General features: G+C 59.0%; 16 protein-coding genes. 7 read left to right on the top strand and 9 right to left on the bottom strand.

Going from position 1 to position 21888, the window contains the following annotated elements:
- Positions 1-3: 3 nt before the first annotated feature.
- From AC1Z32_RS15980 to AC1Z32_RS15945, 8 genes are all read right to left on the bottom strand, one after another.
- Positions 4-6609: a DUF3320 domain-containing protein gene (locus AC1Z32_RS15980; protein WP_483479553.1), complete on the bottom strand. Its 6606-nt coding sequence runs from the start codon at positions 6607-6609 to the stop codon at positions 4-6.
- A 192-nt stretch (positions 6610-6801) separates the two neighbouring features.
- Positions 6802-7170: a hypothetical protein gene (locus AC1Z32_RS15975; RefSeq protein ID WP_483479552.1), complete on the bottom strand. Its 369-nt coding sequence runs from the start codon at positions 7168-7170 to the stop codon at positions 6802-6804.
- A 76-nt stretch (positions 7171-7246) separates the two neighbouring features.
- A complete protein-coding gene (locus AC1Z32_RS15970; protein WP_483479551.1) occupies positions 7247-7837 on the bottom strand; it encodes a hypothetical protein in 591 nt (196 codons plus the stop codon).
- A gap of 641 nt (positions 7838-8478) precedes the next feature.
- A complete protein-coding gene (locus AC1Z32_RS15965; protein WP_483479550.1) occupies positions 8479-8811 on the bottom strand; it encodes a helix-turn-helix domain-containing protein in 333 nt (110 codons plus the stop codon).
- Entirely contained in the window at positions 8808-10154 is a 1347-nt protein-coding gene (locus tag AC1Z32_RS15960) for a type II toxin-antitoxin system HipA family toxin (protein WP_483479549.1), read from the bottom strand. Before AC1Z32_RS15960 ends, AC1Z32_RS15965 begins: the two co-directional genes overlap by 4 nt.
- Positions 10151-10708 (bottom strand): HAD domain-containing protein, encoded by a 558-nt coding sequence (locus AC1Z32_RS15955; protein WP_483479548.1) that lies wholly within the window; start codon positions 10706-10708, stop codon positions 10151-10153. Before AC1Z32_RS15955 ends, AC1Z32_RS15960 begins: the two co-directional genes overlap by 4 nt.
- 219 nt (positions 10709-10927) lie before the next feature.
- Positions 10928-12040 (bottom strand): hypothetical protein, encoded by a 1113-nt coding sequence (locus tag AC1Z32_RS15950; protein WP_483479547.1) that lies wholly within the window; start codon positions 12038-12040, stop codon positions 10928-10930.
- 283 nt (positions 12041-12323) lie between these two features.
- The gene (locus tag AC1Z32_RS15945; protein WP_483479546.1) at positions 12324-12839 is read right to left on the bottom strand and encodes a hypothetical protein; all 516 of its coding nucleotides are present in this window, start codon (positions 12837-12839) and stop codon (positions 12324-12326) included.
- Positions 12840-13562: 723 nt separating this feature from the next.
- On the opposite strand from AC1Z32_RS15945, the gene AC1Z32_RS15940 reads away from it, so the two are divergent.
- The 5 genes from AC1Z32_RS15940 to AC1Z32_RS15920 all read left to right on the top strand — a co-directional run bounded on the left by AC1Z32_RS15940 (position 13563) and on the right by AC1Z32_RS15920 (position 19446).
- Positions 13563-13835 carry a helix-turn-helix domain-containing protein gene (locus AC1Z32_RS15940; RefSeq protein ID WP_483479545.1) on the top strand — a complete coding sequence of 91 codons (273 nt, stop codon included), beginning with the start codon at positions 13563-13565 and terminating at the stop codon, positions 13833-13835.
- Positions 13836-14200: 365 nt separating this feature from the next.
- Positions 14201-16183 carry a hypothetical protein gene (locus tag AC1Z32_RS15935; protein ID WP_483479544.1) on the top strand — a complete coding sequence of 661 codons (1983 nt, stop codon included), beginning with the start codon at positions 14201-14203 and terminating at the stop codon, positions 16181-16183.
- Between the two features lie 340 nt (positions 16184-16523).
- On the top strand, positions 16524-17384 hold the full coding sequence (locus tag AC1Z32_RS15930; RefSeq protein WP_483479543.1) for a MurR/RpiR family transcriptional regulator: 861 nt from the start codon (positions 16524-16526) through the stop codon (positions 17382-17384).
- 126 nt (positions 17385-17510) lie between these two features.
- Positions 17511-18854: an aspartate aminotransferase family protein gene (locus tag AC1Z32_RS15925; protein ID WP_483479542.1), complete on the top strand. Its 1344-nt coding sequence runs from the start codon at positions 17511-17513 to the stop codon at positions 18852-18854.
- A gap of 37 nt (positions 18855-18891) precedes the next feature.
- Positions 18892-19446 (top strand): carboxymuconolactone decarboxylase family protein, encoded by a 555-nt coding sequence (locus AC1Z32_RS15920; protein ID WP_483479541.1) that lies wholly within the window; start codon positions 18892-18894, stop codon positions 19444-19446.
- Between the two features lie 39 nt (positions 19447-19485).
- Here the strand turns inward: AC1Z32_RS15920 and AC1Z32_RS15915 are convergent, their stop codons facing one another.
- The gene (locus tag AC1Z32_RS15915) at positions 19486-20388 is read right to left on the bottom strand and encodes a glutamate/aspartate ABC transporter substrate-binding protein (RefSeq protein WP_483479540.1); all 903 of its coding nucleotides are present in this window, start codon (positions 20386-20388) and stop codon (positions 19486-19488) included.
- Between the two features lie 178 nt (positions 20389-20566).
- Between AC1Z32_RS15915 and AC1Z32_RS15910 the strand changes: the two genes are divergently transcribed.
- Positions 20567-21262, top strand: coding sequence for a glycine zipper 2TM domain-containing protein (locus AC1Z32_RS15910; RefSeq protein WP_483479539.1), 696 nt, complete (start codon positions 20567-20569; stop codon positions 21260-21262).
- A 124-nt stretch (positions 21263-21386) separates the two neighbouring features.
- Entirely contained in the window at positions 21387-21878 is a 492-nt protein-coding gene (locus tag AC1Z32_RS15905) for a hypothetical protein (RefSeq protein WP_483479538.1), read from the top strand.
- The last annotated feature ends 10 nt before the right edge of the window (positions 21879-21888 follow it).

The following is a 21888-nucleotide window of genomic DNA, read 5'->3' as shown; positions in this document are numbered from 1 at the left end:
TGCTTACGCAACCGCACTTGTCCACGCTTGCTCAAGCCGTTCACGGCTAGTGGCCCGGACTCGTTGCAGTCCGATGTCACGGCTCATAGCACTGACACCAGATTCCATGTCGTAGCCGAGGCGTTTCAGTTGAGTCGCAAGCGCGGTCAGTTCCGCAAGCGAGATTTCGTCGACGGAACGAGCCGTGCCTGCCGCAGGCCGACGAAAGTTGATTGCTCTGGTATCGTCGCGCCTCGGCCACACGAACGCGCCGACGGCTTCGTGTTCGGTCTTGAAATGAACCTTTGCGAGGTCCATGACCCGGTCCACAATTCGGGAACCAGTGCGTGTCCAACCGTGTGCTCGGGCAATGCGACGGGCGAGAACTTCATCGCGCACGGGCCCTTCCCTCTCTACGACGGTGGTAATCATTGCAAGCAGGCGAGCGTCGTAGCTTCGGCTAAAGAATAAATCCGGCTCCATAGTATGTTCAGTCGTCGCCAGGTCGACCTCAACGAAGACGTCGTGAGTTTCCTCGCGACGAGCGACAGAAGACACTGCTCGTGCATACATTGCGGGCGCGCTCACCTCGACCACATTTGCTTCCGCGTTCGATGTCCCGTCTTCTGGGTCGCTGTCTGCCGAGTCGATGGCGTCTTTCTCTACATCAACGCCTGATTTCGCTGCTGCAATCACTTCTTCCGCCAACGCGGCAGCTTCAGACTCGTCGACGACCCGCTGCTGACGCTGGCTTGAAAGAAGAGCCTGCAACTGTGCGTCGACCTTCTCTAGCGTTCCGGGCATATCAATCCACCAGTCGGTCGACCAGATGCGGACAATCTCCCATCCAAGACCGCGAAGGACCTGCTCTCGCAACTTGTCGCGGTCGCGCGCCGTCGCGGACCGGTGGTAAGTCGCACCGTCGCACTCAACGCCGGCAAGGTAGCGCCCGGGAGCATCCGGGTCAACGACGCCCAAATCGATGCGGAACGCAGAAACGCCCACTTGTGGGTGGACAGTCCAGCCGCGTTCGGCAAGCGCCACGCAGACAGCTTTCTCGAACGGGCTATCAAAGTCACCGATGCTGCCGGCGACTGCTTCACCGAGCGCTCTCGCACCACGCTCTGCGAACTCGAGGAAGTGCTTGAGGTCTCGAACTCCCAGCGCCTGGGTTCGAGACAAGTCCATCTTCTCCGGCCTGAAGCTGCCGAAAACGCGCAGCTCCTGCCGAGCGCGAGTAATTGCAACGTTGAGGCGACGCTCACCACCCTGCTGGTTCATCGGACCGAAGTTCATCGGCATCGTGCCATCCAGACCCGGACCGTACGTGATGGAGAAGTACATGATGTCGCGTTCGTCACCCTGCACGCTCTCGAGATTCTTCACAAACACCGGCTCAAGGGCAGTATCCGCAAAGTGCTGCTCGATGGATGGGTCCTTGCGGCGCTCTGCGTCCAGCAAGTCCTCAATGAGTCGCTGCTGTTCGGCATTGAAGGTGACGACCCCAACCGTCTGCCCGCTTTCGGCGAATCCGGACGACTTGAGACGACCTACGAGGTCCGCAACGAGGGCCTTCGCCTCAGGCTTGTTCGTACGCGACGCTCCGCGCTCATACTGGCCACCCGATGCCAAATGGAAGCTCACCGCTCGGTCATCAGTCACCGGGCTCGGGAACGTCACGAGGTCACCGCCATAGTAGCGATAGTTCGAGAAAGCAATGAGGCTTTCATGACGGCTGCGGTAGTGCCACGACAACTTCATCGTCGGCAGGTTCGCACCGATACACTCTTCCAGGATGCTTTCGAGCTCAGTTTCGACGTCCGTGTCGTCAACATCAGATTCCGCGCGGTCGAAGAAGCTTGTCGGCGGAAGCTGCTTCGGGTCGCCGACCATGATGACTTGGCGGCCGCGCGCCATGGCGCCAATTGCGTCCCATACGGGAATTTGAGACGCTTCGTCGAAGACGACCACATCGAAGTCAGACGTTTCTGCGGGGAGATACTGTGCAATCGACAACGGGCTCATCAACAAGCAAGGCGTAAGGCGCAAAATGGCGGTCGAGGCCTTCGTCATCAACTCCCGCAATGGCAGGTGACGGGTCTTCTTCTGCATTTCATAGCGCAGAAGCCCCCACTCGGAGCCATGCGACACCCTGGCCGGGGAAGGTAGACCTGCCGACAGCTGTGCTCTGACCCAAGACTGCGTCAGCGCGATGAACTGCTCATCGAGCTCGCGGAAGTCTTGAATGCGCTTCTCGTGCTCCGCGGACACGAAGGTGCGCAGCACTTCATCCGCATCGACCACTGCGTTCAGCCACCAGCGGCAATAGTCAGTCTCAAATACTTCCTTGACGCGACCGCGCGCAATGATGCCCTGCTCCACGCCTGCCACCAGCGGCGCCAAGCCGAGCGAAAACGCGTGCTGACGCACCTTGCGCCAGGCACACCACGCGTTTAAACGGTTCGCATGCTTAGATACGTTTCGGGCACGCTCTGTGATTTCTGTCGGCAGCAGGGCCGCGAAGCTCGTATGCTCGGGTAGAGCAAGACCGCTTGCCGACGCGAACTTCGTGACTGCTTCGTCGAAAGCCTTGAGCGCCTCGGCATAAATTCGGCCTGTGCCAGCAACAATGCCTGATGGCTCGAGCAACACATTGCTGTCACCAAGCAACAGAGCAACCGGCGATTTCACGGCTGCGAGGAGTTCGGGAGTTCCAGCGAGATTCGCGAGGGCCGCCGCCAGCGACTCAAAGAATGTCAGCGCTGGTTCGACCCCCTCGGTTTTTGTCTTCAGGCCGCTCCAGAGACCTGAGGTTTTCGCCGAAAGGTCGGAATATTCTTGAAGGCGCGTATGAAGCGTCACCAACTCGCGCATTTTCTTGAGGTCTGCGGCAGCGATTGCTCCGGCACGTCCGGACTCCATTGCCGAGAATCCGTCGTCGAGCCAGTGGCTCTCCGCTCGTGCAGCCGCCAGTGCACCTTGGAAGGTCAAATAAACCTTTGCTACGCCGACGTCGGTTTGGAAAGCGCTCCAGATTCCATCCATTTCTGCCTGAAGCGGCGCGAGGCGCCTGACGACCTGCTCAATCTGGCGCAATTCACGCATGCGCTGAAGGTCGTCACGAGCCGCGTCACCACACTGGCCTCGATTGACCGGGTCGAGACCGACATCTTCCCAGTCGTTGCGAGCACGAACCTGAACCAATGCGGTCTGGAACGCTAGAAGTGCACGAACGACATCGAGGTCCGTCTTCAATCCGGCCCAAGCGTTCGACGTCGGCAACGAAAGGTCATCGAGCGCCTTGATTTGCTCGTTGAGCGTGTCGATTTTGGACAAGCGCTCGATGTCGCCATCGATGTCGGGCTCGCTGCCGCCTGTGGCGAGCTCCTTGAGCTTCTTGGTGAGCGAGCGCTTACGCATCATGCTCATCGGCCAACTCGAATCCTTCAGCTCGCGATGGTCCGACTGCAACTCAGCGACCGTTTTCGTCGGAATGCTCGCGTTGTAAGGCAGGGAGAGTTGACCCACAGTGTCGAGACGACTGCGTAGCAGCTCGATACCATTAGCCAAACGGTTTCTCAGCGTCTCATTCCACGGCTGGGACAACGCAGCCCGCAGTTCCGCGTCGCGCTGTACATGAGTGATGCCAAGTCGAAGGTCTTCGAGCGTCTGATTGCCTTTCGGCGTCGACAGACCTGCGAGTAATTCACGATAACGCTCAAGCATCGGCACTGCTTGGCGGAGCGCGTCAGCGATGGCCTTTGCATCTGGGCGCAGGGCGAAACGCCAGTCATAACCCGAGGCTAACGGAAGCGTCGCCGCGAGCATGCGAAAACCCTCGCGGACTCGAGCGTCAAGCGGAAGGGATGGCAGCCCGATGGTTGCACGCAAGTCATCTGCGGCTTTTTCGAACCGGGAAACAACGTCCGGCACCGCCTCGGCCACGTCGAGAAATGCGGATTGCCACAGCGGCGACCATTCGGTTTGTGCGACGTGAGCAAGAGGCGTCGCATTGAGCTGGCCCTCGCCGAATGCCTTCGCATTGACGTCGAGCAGTTCCGCTGTCTCACGAAGTGCGCGCATGCCATCAAGGTTATGCGCCTTTGAAGACGGCCACGACAACCGCAGTGCCGGCAGGTCGTGCCCGCCGACCACTCGGCCGATTGCTTCATAGACACTCAGGCCGTTTTCGTGACGGTTGTGGAGTCGCTCGACATAGCCGTTCAGTTGCGAACGAATTGCTTCTAGGCGCTCGGCCTCCGCGTGCCACTGTTCGGGAGCGAGCGCCGATGTTGCATCCCAGGACGTACGGAGTTGCTCGAGCACCTCGGTCTTACGAGCCTTGCTCGAATGGAGTTCGAGACAGAAGTTTCCAAGACCGACATCCGCGAGACGCCGATAGACGACATCGAGCGCAGCCATTTTCTCGGAGACGAACAGTACCCGCTTCTTCTCGGCGAGGAACTGAGCGATGAGGTTGGAGATTGTCTGGCTCTTGCCGGTCCCGGGAGGTCCAATTAGGACAAAGTCTTTGCCCTTGCTTCCGGCAACCACCGCAGACAACTGAGACGAATCAGCAGGAAGCGGACAGAAGGTTTCCTTGACCGGAAGCTCTCGGTCCAACCGCCGCACGTCCGGAAATTCGACGCTCGTCTGATATGAATCCCGCGGAGTGTCGATGAGATGACGAACGACCGCATTGTGCTTGAGTTGCTCGGTTCGCTCGGTAAGGTCCCGCCACATCAAGTATTTCGCAAAAGAGAACGACGCGAGAACGACGTCCTCTACGACCTCCCATCCCTTGATGTCCTTGATTGCGTTCGAGACGGTCTTCCAAATGCCGGCTACATCGAGACCAGAATCATCTTTTGGCAACTCCGTGTCACGGATGCCGAGTTCCAGCTCGAAATCCTGGCGGAGCATCTCGATGAGCGTCGGATTGAACCGCGGCTCATCGTCGTGTAGCTTGAGACCAAAGCCGGAACGGGCGCTGCGTCGCTCGAGCGTGACAGGCACCAGGATGAGAGGCGCTCGATACTTTTTGTCGTCTTTGTCGTCGCGGGTCCACGAGAGAAAACCCAAGGCGAGATAAAGCGTGTTCGAGCCGCCTTCTTGGAGCGTCGTCCGAGAACTGCGGAATAGCTCGAGCAAGCGGTCATCCATCTCTTCCTGCGAGAGACCGATGAAGACTTCCTTCCGCTTGAGAGCATCGAGCGCGTGCCGACGTCGAATGTGTTCCCGCTCGCGAGCTTCATGAATCGCCTGGCTTCGCGGGTCGGCACCGTCCATCAAGTCCGGGCGGGTCAGAAGCTTGAGCGCTTGACCCTCCGCGAGAATGTCTTCAAGCAGGCCCGGTTCCGGAGCATCAAGCTTTACCGACTTCTTTCCAGCCTTAAAGCTCAACAAGTTGTTCCGCAGGGACAGGTCGAGTAGCTTGCGCTGCCAACGGGTCAGCCGGTCTTCAGGACGCTCGAGGTCGCCCTCGAAATCAGTGTCTCCGAAACTCGTCGGAAGGTCAGGAGCCTCCTCCCAGATGGGCGCGCAATTGACGCCAGAGTCCTCATCTGAGCTACCGCGCAGGACTGCCTGCTCGCTTGCCAGCGGCTTGATGCGCTGGAGGCGCGCGCGATGGATATCCACCGCAAGTTCGAATTTGCCTTCAGCCTCTTCCGAGATGTGCTCCTCGCCCTTCTCCGCTGCGAAGCTAAACTTCGGCAGAGGCCGCTGCGTAAGAAACGTGGACTCAAATAGAACCATCTCTCTGAGCTTCACGCGCTTCCTGAGAGCCGTGATGTCGTCGACGACCGTCGTGGAGAACTCCTCCGGTTTCAGCCAGACGCCTGGGAACGCGTGTCCTTCTTGGAAGATAACCAGCGGATTGAGGCCAGCTTGCTCAAGCGCAGCACAGGCGAAAAGCGCTAGGTCGAGACAGGTGCCGAGCTTCGATTCTGCGATGTGACTGGGCGCGCGGACCTTTTGGCCGTTTTGCTCAAAGCTCGCAGGGGGCAACGCGTAGTCGATGCCCATGGCACCAATGGCATTCCAGATGGCCGACGCCAACTCCCACGCTCGCCGAGGTCCCTCTAGGTAGCCATTGATGGCGCCAGACTTCCCGGCGCTACGCAGGACTTCCGCCGCTTGCTTGAGAACTCGCTCGACTGCTGGTTCGTTCGGTTGGACGAACGCAGCCACGATATCGGGAAGCGATGACAAACCGCTCCATTGATTTCGAGGGAGCAAGTCAACGATTGACTCGGCCGAGGCCAAATCTGCTGGCTCTTCGTTGCCGTATGCAAGGCGGAACGTGACAACGGCCTTCTCGGACTCCGTCAGTCGTCCAAGCAGCGGACCATCGAGTCCGAGGTCGATGTCTGTGAGCCGAACAGTCTGCCCGGACGCCAGATGGTCGATGTGCCAGGTCTTCGGCTTCAAGAACGGCGGTTCCGAACTGACCGTCAGTCGCAGCGATTTGTAGTCGCTCTTCGTGTCGTTGACCAACGACAACTCACGAATCACCGGAACGGCGTTCTGGAAGTCGGCGAGGTTGACCTTGGTGGCAAGCGTCGTCTTGATTTCGACGCAGCACGGCTCTTCCGGCTGAACAGCCGGCTCAATTATTACAGTATCCATCTGGCCCCGTTTCCTGCTCTCTCTCTTGGTTACTTTTATTTTCCTTCTGGCAGCAGGAGGCATATTAGCCAAACAACAACGGAAAATCCCGGCTTTTTGGGCTTTTGCCAAGACGGCCGTCCGAGCGGCGTGGCCCGCAGTCGACTTGTTCCCCACTACTGCTTGCAACAAGTCGCCGACTGCAACTTCTCTCTACTCGTGCGCAAACGCTTGCGCAAGACTTGGATTGTCGCTTACTGCTTTTTCGAGCAGCATGATGAGATGCTTCTCGCCATCGGGTCGGCGAAGCGCGGCAAGGAGCGTCTCTCGACTGAGCGTCTGATAGGCCGCAAGAGCGTCAGAGGAAAGCTTGAATGCCTCCACGGTTTTCCGGATGAGTGCCTGAAGCTCGACTTTTTCTGCGGTATCGCTCAGCTGCTCAAACGCCGCCTCAAACCACTCGTGCGAGAAGCTGGAGAGACGACTGCAGACGGCTCGCACGGTAAAGCCGCAACCCGGAGCCCACATCCCTTCCGACATGCATGAGATGAGGTCCGCCTCCGACGCTTCTATGGCCCCCATGAGTCGTGACTTCAGTCTGAGTTGCTGAGTCGACAGTTGTCGGTCGTGGACCCATGTCCGAATGTTCAGCAGCGGTCTAGACATGTTGAGGGTCGCGAAAAACATGCCGTTGGGAGAGGGAATAGGCAATGCAAGCAGTTCCTTCGGCAACTGCGGCAGGTGCACGACATCTTTCAGGCACATCATCCAAACCGTCGACCACCAGCGGGGATAGCTCTTCGTTGAGCATGTAGAAGTCGTACGTTCCCTTTTTCGCGCCTTCACCTAGTCCGAGCCGCTGTATCAGGCGGGCGAAAGCGTGCTTACTTACGTAACACCGGTCGGGGAGTCGATGTGCGACCTGCGCGGCAGGATAGACATAAGAACGAAACATTATCGGCACAACGGGCTCGTTCCACTCGGTCACCGGATTCGAATCGGGCGCGCCAAGGAAATGGAACACCGTCAAGAACTTCCGTTTGCCTCCGTTCTCGACCTTTGACAGCATGGTTTTGCCGAGTGCGTCCTCGATGCCAGAAAGCCATTGGCGCCATTTTTCGGGATGGTGAGCGAACTTGCGCGCGGTCGCGGCGTGTCGTTGGACATTGTCGTTGGCGGCGCTGCAGACCTCAGCGTGCTCTTGGAAGAACCGAGTCGCGAGGCCTTTGGATAAGCTTTCGTCTAGCATATTTCTTCGAACATTCTTTACGCTCGCTAACATGGAGCGTCGTGACTTGGCATATGCGCCCAGTCAGCCAGGCCCCGAACAAACGAGTCGCGTCGGCCGCGTCCATATACCGCTTAATTGCGGTAACGGCAATACTGCTAGAAACTTGAGCGCAATTCAGCGCGTGCGAACTCGCATGCGTCTCGAGATGCCGCCAACGAGCGAGACATCAGTGCATCCGGGGCGGCTTGGGGCCGCTCATGACTGCATTCGGAGGCGCTCGCTGGAGTTGGGGCGATATTGTTCATCGCGGCAAACCCGCTGCGAACAATTTGCGTGCTACAGCGACGACATCGTCGTCCGCATCAATAGGAATTGGCGAGTGGTTTGCGAAGGGCATCCCCTCGCGCACGAATGTCGCTCTTGCTGCTCCGTTGTGGATTTCAATATCGAAGCGCATCGTGAGCCTACCGTCGTCGAGCACGAAGACTGTTAGTGCGTCAGCCTGCGGGTATGGTCCTGAGGGCTTGACTGTCAGCAGAGCGCGAACTGCGCGCTCCCAGAGGTCTTCTCCCGGGATGGGCGTGTACCTTCCTGTGGCGACAAGGGGCATAGCGTCAGTAAGGTCGTGTGCGAGAAATGAGCCCGCGTGGACACGTACTTCAGTTGTCATACAACCCCGTTTTCTGTGAAATCCGCCCGAGCTCTCGCAATGCGCGCAGCTGTCGGATTTGCTGCACGCGCCGATACCTCTGCGCAGTTGCTCGCAACACGTATCGACGACCGTGGAGCATGAAGACTGGCCGCAAAGTGTGAGTGCGCATAATCTGCACGACGTACGCGCGCGAAACATTGAGCAGCGCGGCTACTTCCGGCACTGATAGCAGCGTCATCGACTCACCCCTTCTCGTAAGTAGAGTATCGAGTGCCGAGCCGCGCTCGGCGCTATCGTCGTCTTCGCTCTCAAAAGCTCCGCCGAGCCATGCGACAGTCATGGAAGCTTTCGGCGAAGTTCGGGACTCGCTATGTCATCAATACTCCTGAAGGCAGAAGCGACCTGTTCGATGTCAATGGGGCCCACTCCGGAATGTTCGAAGTGCTGTCGCCAATCGCGAACTGTGTTCCACGCCTCAGCGATGTACTGGCAGGCGAGTTCTTCAGAGAGCCAGAACTTTTGATGCCAAGAGAGAGCGTTGTCGAGCGTCGCCGCTCTTCCATACTCTCCGACTTGAAGATGCAAGAACCGGTCAAATGCGAAGCTTGGTCTCGGGACGACGTCGAAACAAGGACTCAGTTGCCACGTTCGAAACGCGCTGTTGTAAATGTAGCCGGTGTTGCGAAGATGCCCGTCGTCATTGCTCACAAGGATGTCGACGAGCATGCGCTTGTAAAGCTGTGCGGCATCGTCAAAGCCCACAATGGTGCGGCTATGCTCCAGCCCGGCAGCCGCGATATCGGCGTACGACGCGAAGCGAGAATCGGACTCATTGCGGCCCGTCATCGACAGTGCGCTCACGTATAACGCGCGATGCTCGACCGTTCCGTGTCCCGGTTCGGAGAATTGCCCTTGACCTAACGGGTGCGATTCCGAACCGCCCGAAGGAGCCCAAAAACGGTCGAATCGCTGGGACAGGAAGACTCGGCGGTCGCCTATCGCGACTGTCTTGACCAGGGGTACATGGACACCAGTCTTTGCCGCCAATGTCAGCGTTGCGCATTCGACACTCGAGACGTCGAACGAGTCGCTCATCGTTGGGAATTTCGCCACCCAGGATACCCCGTTCTCGTCGCGAAACGAGGCTTTCGGCCGAGCTCCACCGAGTCCTGCGCCCCGGGTGAAAATTGCTTGCAGTTCCGACGGCAGCGAAAGTCCGTCGTCGATGCGAGTGGCAGCCTCTGCAAGTTCCTCTAAGTCGAGCGACTCATCGATTACCGGCCATAATTCCGTGGACGACTCCAACCGGAAGTCAAGCGCGCCGGCCCGATGCGGCCCTGCGTGCAGCAAATACTCGGCCTCCTCGAGTCCATTCAAAGGAGCACCGAGCTTGCGCTCAATTACACGGCGGCCGAACGCATCGGGTGTCGCGTCGCGGAATGCGCCGAACAGCGGCAAGTGATTCTTCGGCACTCGCAGTTCGCCCGGCGTGAGTAATTGTTCAGGGAACGAAAAGCTCACCGGGTCCAGCCCGACCCGATTCGGCAGCGCGTTATACCCTTCGTCATATTCGAACGTCGACGATACGTGGCCGTCGGTCTCCTCGGCCATGACGAGCCTGCCGCAATGTGTCCACTTGCCATCAAGATGGACGAACACGAGAAGATGCTCTGCGCCAGTCATGCCGTCGTCCCAAATGTAGCTTTGAGCTTGGACTCAAGTTCAGCGCGTACTGATGGCTCACCGATGCCGAACGTCTCATCTGTTTTCACAAGCTGGTCACGGCACCAATCGGGCCATCCTTCCGCGTCGTCGTCGATTGCAAGCCAGCGTGCTGGCCGGCGTCGCAACACGTCCGACCAAACTTGCATGCCTCTCGACGAGGTCAAGAAAAGGTCGCGGTCCATCTCGCTGTGGTATGTCGCTCCAACAACGCGGTCACGAAGACCCGTCGGCAGATTCGATGAGAGTCGAGGAATTCGTCCACGGTACCTGCTGACCCAAGACGTGCTGAGAACGATTTTTACGTCGGGATACCTTGCTAATAATCGGTCGAGCAGCGGCGCTTGCTCGAAGAGCTTATGCCCCGGGCAGTTCAACAAGAACGGGCCGACGCCGCGCTTTGTGTAGACCTCGCTGGGGTGCAGACATCCGTCAAAATCGACGTAAAGGATGCACCCTCCGCAATACTTCGGCGGCGGAACGTGGAAAGCGCGTCCGGGAAGTCCTGTCAGCATGTCACTGTCCACAGCGCGCGAACGAGCGAAGTACCGGGAAGCCGCAATCCAGAACCGCCGAGGGTGTCAGACCGGCTGCATCGAGCAACATGCTTACGCCTGGTGAGCAGGGCAATTTCGTGCAATGACAGCCAATCTTGGCGGCAGCCGGTGATTCGTAGAAGCGCTAGCGAATTCGACGGGCTCACTCATAACTCTCGTAAACACAGGGCCTCCTTGCTATCGAGCTTCGTCCGCACTCAGGCGTTTGAGGTATTCGAATGCAGCCGTGGCAACAGATACAATGTCATGCTCTTCGCATCGTAGCGTTGCATTCATCTTCGTCGTGCTGGCAAGGGGCTGCGCAGCGGATATTTGCCACTCCCCTGCTACGCGATGGACGCAAACGAAACCTTCTAAGACGCTGCCCGATTCACCTTCGAACGATTTCTCGATAAACGCAGTGAAGACGCTGGTGTGCGGATACGGCGCGAACGGATATTCGAAGCCGAATTCGCTCAATGTCGCGCGAGCTCGGCGCCAAATGGGCATCCGAGGGTTAAGCTCGGCTGACACCGTGTAGAGCGGCTCTGCTGTCGCGGGTGCTGCCACGTGTTGTCCCTCGAAAAACCTGACCGAAGTTCGCATCGATTCTTCAGCTCGCACCATCGCAGCATGACGAACCAGCTTGTAGTCCTTAGCGTCATCCAGCATTTCTACGGGCCGGCGGTCACCTAGGTGGCCCCAAGCTGAAAGCAGGAAGTCGAGTCGGCTGGTCTCAGAGACAGGTTGAAGTAAGCGGCAAACTGACTGCAGGCGCTCTGGGTTGATTCGAGGGTTTGCAAAGATGCTCGGATAACACGTGACTCCATCAACGCAGATGCCAAAGACGCGGCCTTGCTCTACGAGCACTTTAAGCTGCTCGTCCGTTATAGACAGCAAGCGAAGGAGCAATTCACGTGAAATGAGCGTCCCGTCTTCGAGCATGCCTCGCCGACTTTGCAGCACTTCATTCTCAATCCAGTCTTTACCCAGCTTAGGACCTTCAGGCGCGAAATCGCCCACAAACATGTGGTCCAGATTTGCACTGCTCGCAGCAAGAAGGACAACCTTCTCGTTGACCGTCCTATCGTACTGAGCGTCGTAGTTGATGGTGGCGCCAAAGCCAGAAGGCGCATGAAGGGACTGGCAAAGACCGTCGTCACGAAAGTGCACCTCGCAGCGCCATTCATCTTGCAGCTCAACACGTCTCAACTCTTCGGCTTCGGATATGTCGGCACAGCCCGATATCAGCAGCACCTCTGCATTGGGGTCGAGCGCGCTCAACTTTGCAATCAAACTTGAGACCTTCACGGAGCATCTCCCTATGGCCGCCTACGTAGTGCCTTTGGACCCGGACGTGTTTTTCAGGCACGGGCCAGTCTCCAAACATATCTACGACGTTGCCTGCATGAGCGATGTCTCCAGGCAAGGACGAGGACGTCCGCTTGATGAGCGGGTCGAATGATGGTCTCGCCGGGAAACGCATCTGCGAGCAACTCAAGATGCAGGTCAGACGCAACCTGAATTCTCATGATTCGTTCGGCTCCATCGCTGGCTGGCTGCAGACGCCTCCCTGATGCGAGGCCCGAGTTCGTCACCAATCTAGGAACTGCCCCCAGTTCCAATCCGTTGGTAACGCCTTCGAATTCCGGTCTAGACCCATCTCGTCTTTCTTTCTGCCGTAACGCTTAACCAGCTCGAGGTATCGGGTAATCAAAACCGCGCCCTGGCTTTCCACCTGAGAGTCGAAGTAGGAGCGCCGTGCACGCATGTCGGCAAATTCCTCTTCGCTGTATTCGTCGAGTGCGTGCAATGCGCCTTCGGCTACCGCCTGCGACTCGTATGGATGAAGATTCGTCTTTCGCAACAACTCGAGCTCAAGTTCCACGAGCTTCTTGACTCGCGATGTCGCCGGTAGCACTGCTAGCTGAAGAGATGTGCGCAGGATGAGCCATCTAATGAAATCAATCCGCCACTCCAACTCGCCTGGCATCTCATGGGGAGAAAGGCGATATCGTTCGCCTTCTATGTCAAGCGAGACGTATGCGCCGACCCGGGCCATCATCGCCCTCGTCGTGGCCGGCGCGTAACTCATATGTACTGGTCCCATCAACTCTCCGTCAGATACGTCCCTGATGGGGTCTTCTAATCGAGATAAAGAATTCGGCTCTCTAAGGTTCGACCGTTTTGACCTTCAAGGGCCGGTTAGCGATGCTGCCTAGCCTTGGCTTCGATGTTCTGCTGCAGCTGATGTGCTCGCGTGACGTCATCATTTGCGAGCGCGACAGCGTCCTCAGGTGCACAAGGAGCATCGACGCAGAATGCACAGATGCTCCACTGCATCAATCTCAAAATTAAATCGACTTGCGGCGCTGACAGCCCAAGCTTTTCCTTCGCTACCGGGGCAATCTTGGGGTCCGGCGCTTTCGACGCACCCCAGATACGTGGCATCAAAGACGGCGGCGATGCGGGTCTAGGGTGAGGTGCCTTCCGCATTACAGTCGCGCAAGAGCTCCGCTGCCCGTAAAAGCCGCAAATTTTGATTCGTCACGTGCAAAGACACCACCGGGTATCGTCTTCCACTTCCGCTCAGCATTGGGCTTACTACTCCCAAAGGCCTGACCTTTAGAGCGAGGCTCTCCAAGGAGTTATCGCCACATCTGAGTCGACCGGAATTTAGCGGCAGGTGTAGCAATGTTCACAGTGTAGCTCTAAAAGAAGTAGCCGTAAACACAGTAGCCATTTTAAAAGTAGCTTTTAAAGCAGTAGCCATATGAGCGGTAGCCTTTTTGGCTGTAGATTACAGGGCTACATTCGTTCATGCTTGCGCCCCATGAACGAACAAGACTTTTCTGCCGAGCAGCGGGCGCTCCGAAGGCGACTTTCGGAGAACGTCAAGCGGCTACGAGGCATTAAGAAAATTTCGCAGGAAGATTTAGGTGCTGCTACCGGCGCCCATCGCACCTATGTCAGCAAGGTCGAAAGGATGGTGGCAAACCCAACGTTGGACAACCTAGCGGCACTGGCTAAGGTTCTCGGGGTCGACGCCCTGGATTTGCTCGCGCACACTGAAGGCACAAAGGGCGGGACAGAATCAAGCCGTTGATGTACGTCAAACGCGCATCAGAAAAACTTTTAGCTGCTCGAACGCCGACGAGCGCGGCGAGAGCGCCCTATTTTTCGCTGCTGCCGTGCGAAGCCGGAGGCGCCGTCCGCAACAGGAGACGCGGCGCGAGCACTCTTCGCAGTGGCTCTGCAGTCATCCCTCGCAGCTCGCGCGCGTTACCGCTCCGATACGCGGGCGAAATCGTTACATTCCGCACTAGAAAAGCCGGTCGTCGATAGAGCATTGCGGCTCATCAATTTAAATGAGCTGCCTATACGCAGCACCATCAACAACCACCGATGGTGCTGCAGGGGTCGTAACGGACGGTCGAGCGTATGCCTTCCAAGCACATGCTCAGAGGACATATGAAAAAGCGCAATGAAATCAATCGGGTAAAGACTTTCCGTTATTTCGTTAAGCTGTGTCATAACGAGGACAGCAGCGACGCCTGGCAGCTCACCGATAATCCAAGTGAGCCAGAGTTGCACATCACCTATAAAGAACTTATCGCGCATCGTAAGCGCGAACTCAACACGAACACAGACGCTTGTGACGCGGCAGACACGCAAGTCTTCCGGAACAATCTGTCCACCCTACATTCGTTTTTGGCGTTTTGCGGAAAAACGGATGACTCGACCGTCGGCCGCGAAATGACCACGGCCCACGTTGAAAAGCGTGACTCCTATCTCGAATCATTGCCTTCATCGTTGTCGGAGAGAACAGTAAGCGATAGACGCAGCCATCTCCGCGGTTGGCAAAAAGCCGTGGAAGAAATGCTTGCCAACTGCGTGCAACCAATTGAATCAAAGTCAGAAAGCAGCTTCCATCAATTGCTGCGCCAGGCCCTCGCAAACGCCGGGAGTGCGCCGAAAACGTTGGCGCGGAACGCTGGAGCTTCGACCTCGGCAATTGCTCGATGGCTCAAAGGTGCCTACCCAAACAGTCGGGCCTTTCCCTCGGTACGACGCATTGAAGAAGCTCTGGGTCTAGAGCGCGACGCGCTAGTGCATCTAATCCCAAAGGTCGCGCGTGACATATCAAAGACGGCAACCGCCATTGATTTTCGTGAACGGCACAAAAGAAACGTGCAGAAGCAGTACTGGATGCGAGAAGAGGAGATGTCATCGTTCATTGCCGACGAATGGGCGAGTCTCTTTCACTACAAAACATGCCATAGTCCCGCACTTGAGCGGGCCAGCAGGGGCAAATGGCGTTTGCTGCCTTTCGCGAAAATAGCGTATGAAGTGCCCTCCTATGCGCGTTGCGACAATCGCGGTTGCGTTACGGCCGATATCGTGATGAAGCGGCTGCGCTCATTCTTTGGTTATCTCACGCTCCCCAAGCGGGAAGGAGGGCTCGGGCTTCCGAAAGAGCAAGCTCAGTCGCTGGCTTGGTTCGCAATACCCCGCGCGATTGACGGCTACCTGAACTTCTTGACCGAACGCGGCGACGGAGCTATCCATAATGGCCATGCAGGATTCTGCGGAATCGGCGCCAGCTTGACTCACCCAAAAACCGGCTTCCTTACTCAGCAGCCAGAATTTGCAACGAAGTTGCCCGCTCAAACTATAAATGGAGAATGGGCGAGTAGCTGTGCTCGAGCCCATCGCCTCTACTCGCAATGGAAATCAGAAGCGAAAGACTTGTCGCGCAAGCCCAATGAGCCTATTCAGGGTCTGCTCATTATGTCTGAGCCACTCGCGCCGCTTTTCCAAGCCGTTAAATCGCTGGATTATCTCGCAGCGCAAACGCCGTCTGGTAGCATTGAGGAGGCCCTTCACAAACGCGACGCGCTTCTGTTGAGTATGCTCATGGCTAATCCGCTGCGCTCCCGTAACTACATCCTCATGAACTGGAGCCCTGCAGGAAACGGAAACCTGCATAGGCGCGAGGACGGGCAGTGGCGACTGCGTTTCGACGCCGACGACTTCAAGACGAGTCGAAATTCTGCGCAGAGGGACTATGATGCTCCGCTTCCGTCCTTTCTCTCACCGCGAATCGAGGAGTATGTGATGGAGTTTCGGCCGCAACTCGTGAAAGACCATCCTACATGCTCGCTGTTGTTCCCCACGAAAGCGGGAATGCAGTTTAAGACGATGGGAAACCAGTTGAGGAAGGTGACACGTCAACTCATTCCTCAGACGCCGGGATTCGGGCCACATGCGGTAAGGCACTTGGTGGCCACTGACTATCTTCGCAAACACCCAAACGACTTCTTAACCGTTGCTCAACTCCTACATGACAAGTTGGAAACGGTCCTCCGAGCCTATGCGCATCTGAGACAAGACGACGCGTTTAATAGGTTGGATGCGCACCTTAATGCCATCGGCTCTGCGCTAAACCGCTGATTCACCGACCTGGCCCTAGCACGCTAGGGCCAATCATCAGTGCATTTAAAAATTTGCTTACATATCTGACGCAGCTATGCTTTCCTCTGCGCCCCGACTGGCATCAACACCTCATGCTTTCTCCTGTTACCCCCAGCTGCTATGCTGTGGAGGTGTAACAGCCGGAAATTCAAGCTGGATGGGACTCTGAAAGTAGCCGTCCCGAGTCCCTGATTCGCCACCAGCTTCAACAAAAAGCCGCTGTTCCGCAAGGACAGCGGCTTTTTGCTTTCTCCGCCGCGCACGCGATCCCCGTCGCGCTCATGCTTAAATAGCACGTCCGCCTCATCTCGACCTCAACGTGCCCACCTTCGACCAACTCGCCGCCACGATCCGCGACCGCTTCCCCGACTTGAGCCCGCAGTTTCAGGCGGGCGCCGCTTTCCTTCTCGACTATCCCGACGAAGTCGCCGTCCTCTCCATGCGCAAGGTCGCCGAACGCGCGAAGGTCCAGCCCGCCGCGATGGTCCGTCTCTCCCAGCAACTCGGCTTCCCCGGATGGAACGAGCTGCGCGAGATCTTCGTGAGCCGCGTGCGCACGCGCCCCGAACCACTGACGTCCCGCGCGCGCTCGCTCGTGAAAGGCGGCGCCGACAATCACCTGAGCCGCGATCTCGCGCAAGCGCAATCGCACAACCTCGAACTCACGCTCGCGCAAAACGCCGAGAGCGTCATCGAAGCGGCGAAGACGCTGAAGAAGGCGCCGCACGTGCATGTCGCGGGGTTCCGCTCGTGCTATCCCGTCGCGTTCGGCCTGCTCTACGGCTATCGGCTGTTTCGCCCATCCGTGAGTCTGATCTCGGGCGAAGCCGGCACGCTCGAAATGCAATTGCGCGGCATCGAGAAGCGGCATGCGACGGTCGTCGTCAGCTTCGCGCCGTATTCCGTCGAAGCCGTGCGCGTCGCGCAGGCGACGATCGAGCGCGGCGCAAAGCTCATCGCGCTCACGGACAGCGCCGTGTCGCCCATCGCGTTGAACGCGGATCACACGCTCATCTTTTCGCACGAATCGCCGTCGTTCTTTCCGTCGCTCGTCGCGGCGTCGGCGCTGGCGGAAATGCTCGTCGCGCAACTGCTCGCGCTCGAAGGCAAGGATGCCATCGCCAATCTCGAGCAGGCCGAGGCCGCCCTGCATTCACAAGGCGCCTACGCGGCGAGCTGAGCAGCCCCGCACGCGACGCCAGCCGCCGTCGCCGCGTCCACGTGCACTGCCCATTGACAACATATGTTGTTGACGGGTTAGAATAATACATCGCGTGTTGCGCACGCACTTAAAAGGGCAGGCACCATGACCACGGTATTTCATCGCGCGCCGCGCGCCACGCTTCCCGTCGCCGTGCGCGGCGACGGCATCGAAATCATCGATTCGAACGGCAAGCGCTATATGGACGCGTGCGGCGGCGCGGCCGTGTCGTGCCTCGGTCACAGCCATCCGCGCGTGATCGAAGCCATTCAGCGCCAGGTGCAGCAATTGCCCTACGCACACACGTCCTTCTTCACGACAGAACCGGCCGAGGCGCTCGCGGACCTGCTCGTCGAAGCCGCGCCGAAGAACCTCGGCCACGTGTACTTCGTGTCGGGCGGCTCCGAGGCAATGGAAGCCGCGCTCAAACTCGCGCGCCAGTATTTCGTCGAAAAAGGCCAGCCCGAGCGCCGGCATTTCATCGCGCGGCGGCAGAGCTATCACGGCAACACGCTCGGCGCGCTCGCGATCGGCGGCAACGCGTGGCGTCGCGAGCCGTTCCTGCCTATCCTGATCGAAGCGCATCACGTGTCGCCCTGCTTCGCGTATCGCGAGCAGCAAGCGGGCGAAACCGACGAAGCCTTCGCGCAGCGTCTCGCCGATGAACTCGAAGCGAAGATCCTCGAACTCGGTCCGGAGTCGGTCGCGGCATTCGTCGCGGAGACGGTCGTCGGCGCGACGGCGGGCGCGGTGCCGCCCGTGCGCGAATACTTCCGCAAGATCCGCTCGGTCTGCGACAAATACGGCGTGCTGCTGATCCTCGACGAAGTGATGTCGGGCATGGGGCGTACGGGTTACCTTTTCGCGTGCGAGGAAGACGGCGTATCGCCCGATATTCTCGCGATCGCGAAGGGACTCGGCGCGGGCTATCAGCCGATCGGCGCGACGCTCGTCAGCAACGACATCTTCGATACGATCGTCGGCGGCTCGGGGTTTTTCCAGCACGGTCATACGTACATCGGTCACGCGACGGCGTGCGCGGCCGCGCTCGAAGTGCAGAAGGTTATCGCCGAAGACAGGCTGCTCGACAACGTGAAGGCGCGCGGCGAGCAGTTGCGTGCCTTGTTGCGCGAGCGGCACGCGAATCATCCTTTCATCGGCGATGTGCGCGGGCGCGGTCTCTTCACCGGCGTCGAACTCGTGCAGGATCGCGCGAGCAAGGCGCCGTTCGATCCGAAGCACAAGCTGCACGCGGTCATCAAGAGCGAGGCGATGAAGCGCGGCCTCATGGTCTATCCGATGGGCGGCACCGTCGATGGCAGGGTCGGCGATCACGTGCTCATCGCGCCGCCGTTCATCACGACGAGCGAGCAGATCGAAACGATCGTCGAGCGGCTTTCCGATGCCATCGGCGGCGCGCTTTCGGCTATCGGCGCAAAGACGGCCTGATCGTCACGCGTCTGAACCCACCAACATCGATCGAAACATGAGCAAGAGACTTCCCGATTTTCAGATCGCCACCGCTTCCGACGAACAGAAAGCCGTGCTGCAAGACATCCTGAGCGGGCCGCGCGGCAATCTCAACGGCCCGTTCCTCGGCTGGATCTTCAGTCCGGAGCTCGCACAGAACGCGCAGCAGCTCGGCGCGTTCTGCCGCTACAAGACGGGCCTGCCGCTGCGCCTTTCCGAACTCGCGATTCTCGTGACGGCGGCGCGCTGGCGCTCCCAGGCGGAATGGCATATTCATCATCCGATCGCACTCGATGCGGGCCTGCCCGCCGATGTCGCCGAAGCGCTGCGTACGAACAAGACGCCGACTTTCGCCGACGCCGACGACAAGCTCATCTTCGATTTCGCGACCGAACTCTACGAAACCAAGCGCGTGAGCGATGCAACCTACGACGCCGCCGTTGCGCGCTTCGGTCATACGGTCGTGGTGAATCTCGTCGGACTGCTGGGCTATTACGCGCTCGTCGCGATGACGCTCAATACCTTCGGCATGCGCGCCGAAGGCCAAACGGACCTGCCTTTCGCGGAATAAAAAAAGAGGCCGGGCGCAGCTTCGCGTCCGGCCCGGTCATCATTCGAACGCCTTGTCGTTCGGTTCCGCGTAGAGCTTCTTCATCGTGTCGCTCATCGGGAAATCGAAGTTGATGTTCTTCGGCGGCACGGGTTTCATGAACCACTTGTCGTACATCGTGTTGATCTCGGGACTCTTCATCACCTGGCTCATCGCGTCGTCGACGAGCTTCTTGAACGCCGGATCGTCCTTTCTCATCATGAAGCCATATGCCTCCGAGGATTGCGGCGTGCCGACGAGCACCCAGTCCGAAGGCTTGGCCGTCAGCGAGCGCGTGCCCGCGAGCAGCACGTCGTCCATCATGTAGGCCACCGCGCGGCCGGTTTCGAGCGTCGCGCGCCCTTCGCCGTAGTCCTTCGCGCTGATGATGCTCATGTTCATCTTCTTGTCTTCGTTCATCTTGCGCAGAATGCGTTCCGACGTCGTGCCCTGATTCGTCACGACGGTCTTGCCCGCGAGATCGGGAAAGTCCTTGATGCCGGAATCCTTCTTCGTGAGCAGGCGCGTCGTCGCGACGAAGAAGGTATCGGAGAACGCAACCTGATTCTGCCGCGACGCGAGATTGGTCGTCACACCGCATTCGAGATCGACCGTGCCGTTCTGCACGAGCGAAATGCGGTTCTGCGACGTCACCGGAATGAAGCGCACGCGTAAATCAGGATGCTTCGTCTTCGCCTTGACCGCATCGATCACCTTGTTGCACAAGTCCTGCGAAAAGCCGACGACGTTGTTGCTCGCATCGACATACGAGAACGGCACCGACGTCTCGCGATGGCCAATCGCGATCAGATTCACGTTCTGGATCTTCGCGAGCGTCGACTGGCCGTCCTGGCCATAGCTCGCCCCCGTGACGAGCGAAAGCGCGGCAAGCGCCAGAGTGGATGCGAGCGGCTTGAATGACATGACTTCCTCTTTTCGTGTGGAATGATACATATGTTGCCACTGACAAAATTAACGCAACATATGTATTCACCCTAAGCCGGTTGCTCTGCGATTTTTGCTTACAAATGTCACAGCAACCGCGTCCACCGCGCACGCCGCGCGGCGTTATAGCTAGCAGGCACCTACAGGAGTCGCTGCCATGAACGCCGTTCCCGAGATTCAAACGAAGCCGTCCCGCATTCACCCGCTCGTCGCGGCCGCCGCCGTATCGGTCATCCTCGCGTGCGGCACTGGCGTCGCGGCCATGACGGGTCTGCTGCCATCATCGAAGGCGACGGCCACGACGGTCACGGCTTCGCCGCTCGTCGACGCGCAGGTCGTGAAGACGCAAGCCGTGACGCAAACGTCGCAACCCGTCTCGCAGGCATCGCAGCCCGCGGCCGCCACGCAACCGGCCGCGTCCTTGCCGCGCGCCGTGCGGGGACATCATCCGACGCCGGCGCGCAGACCCGCGCCCGTTCAGGAAAACGCTTCCTACACGCCGCCCGCCGCGCCCGCCTACGACCCCTATGCCGGTGAAGTGACCGCCGTCAACGCCGTGCAGACCGCGCAGCCGACGACCGGCCTCGGCGCGATCGGCGGCGCGGTGGTGGGTGGACTCGCGGGCACGCAGATCGGCAATGGCCGCGGACGCACGGCGGCGACGATCATCGGTGCGATCGGCGGCGGGCTCGCGGGCAATCAGATCGAACACGTGGTTCACAAGGCGACGACCTATCAGGTGCAGGTCCGCATGAACGACGGCAGCGTGCGCAACTTCAACTACGAGGCCGCGCCCGGCGTGGCGGTCGGCCAGAAGGTGCGCGTGTCCGGCGAGACGCTGACGCCCGCGTAAGCGCCTTAATTCACCGCTAATTTTCGGCTGCGATGATGCTTTCGACGTCAAACGCATCAACACGCATCCGGCGGCGCGGCGCTGTGCCCCTGCCGGCGCGAGAACCTTCTTTGGGAGCACTGTCGTGAAGAAGAAATCGACGAACATGAAATCCCCCCGTCCCGCGATGTCGCCGCTGCTGCGCGCGCTGACGTACAGCCGCACGGCGCGCGAACCGATGATCGACGCGATGCTGCTGCGATGCTACGTGGCGCTCGACGCGTTTCACCGCGGACACGGCTCGCATCCGCTCTTCATGACGCTGTGCCGTCACATGCTGGTCGCGGAGGAGTTGTGCCAGCTCGGTCACGCGCCGGATGACGAGAACGACATCACGCTCGCGCACGAAGCGCTCGTCGAGCTGGATGCACGTCACTCGGCCGAAGGCGTCTGGACGCTCGACTCCGGCGAGCATGCGCGGCTCTGCACGGCGCTCGCCGTCTTCGCGGCGCAACTGGAAGACGCGACGCTCGAACACATCGCCCAGGCGGAAGCGCGCATGGTCACGCAATCGCTCGTCGCGGCGAACATGCGCTCGGGCGTCGGGCGCGCGCAAGCGGTGTCGTCCGTCGGCTAAAAGCCACGCC

The sequence above is a fragment of the Caballeronia sp. 11_S32 genome, from assembly GCF_056930355.1.
The sequence above is the reverse complement of the archived record's forward strand: the minus strand, read 5'-3'. Positions and strand labels throughout refer to the sequence as shown.

Coding starts and splice junctions, on each gene's coding strand:
- AC1Z32_RS15980 (WP_483479553.1), bottom strand. CDS start 6,609: ATGGATACTGTAATAATTGAGCCGGCTGTTCAGCCGGAAGAGCCGTGC.
- AC1Z32_RS15975 (WP_483479552.1), bottom strand. CDS start 7,170: ATGGGGGCCATAGAAGCGTCGGAGGCGGACCTCATCTCATGCATGTCG.
- AC1Z32_RS15970 (WP_483479551.1), bottom strand. CDS start 7,837: ATGCTAGACGAAAGCTTATCCAAAGGCCTCGCGACTCGGTTCTTCCAA.
- AC1Z32_RS15965 (WP_483479550.1), bottom strand. CDS start 8,811: ATGACTGTCGCATGGCTCGGCGGAGCTTTTGAGAGCGAAGACGACGAT.
- AC1Z32_RS15960 (WP_483479549.1), bottom strand. CDS start 10,154: ATGACTGGCGCAGAGCATCTTCTCGTGTTCGTCCATCTTGATGGCAAG.
- AC1Z32_RS15955 (WP_483479548.1), bottom strand. CDS start 10,708: ATGCTGACAGGACTTCCCGGACGCGCTTTCCACGTTCCGCCGCCGAAG.
- AC1Z32_RS15945 (WP_483479546.1), bottom strand. CDS start 12,839: ATGGGACCAGTACATATGAGTTACGCGCCGGCCACGACGAGGGCGATG.
- AC1Z32_RS15940 (WP_483479545.1), top strand. CDS start 13,563: ATGAACGAACAAGACTTTTCTGCCGAGCAGCGGGCGCTCCGAAGGCGA.
- AC1Z32_RS15935 (WP_483479544.1), top strand. CDS start 14,201: ATGAAAAAGCGCAATGAAATCAATCGGGTAAAGACTTTCCGTTATTTC.
- AC1Z32_RS15925 (WP_483479542.1), top strand. CDS start 17,511: ATGACCACGGTATTTCATCGCGCGCCGCGCGCCACGCTTCCCGTCGCC.
- AC1Z32_RS15920 (WP_483479541.1), top strand. CDS start 18,892: ATGAGCAAGAGACTTCCCGATTTTCAGATCGCCACCGCTTCCGACGAA.
- AC1Z32_RS15915 (WP_483479540.1), bottom strand. CDS start 20,388: ATGTCATTCAAGCCGCTCGCATCCACTCTGGCGCTTGCCGCGCTTTCG.
- AC1Z32_RS15910 (WP_483479539.1), top strand. CDS start 20,567: ATGAACGCCGTTCCCGAGATTCAAACGAAGCCGTCCCGCATTCACCCG.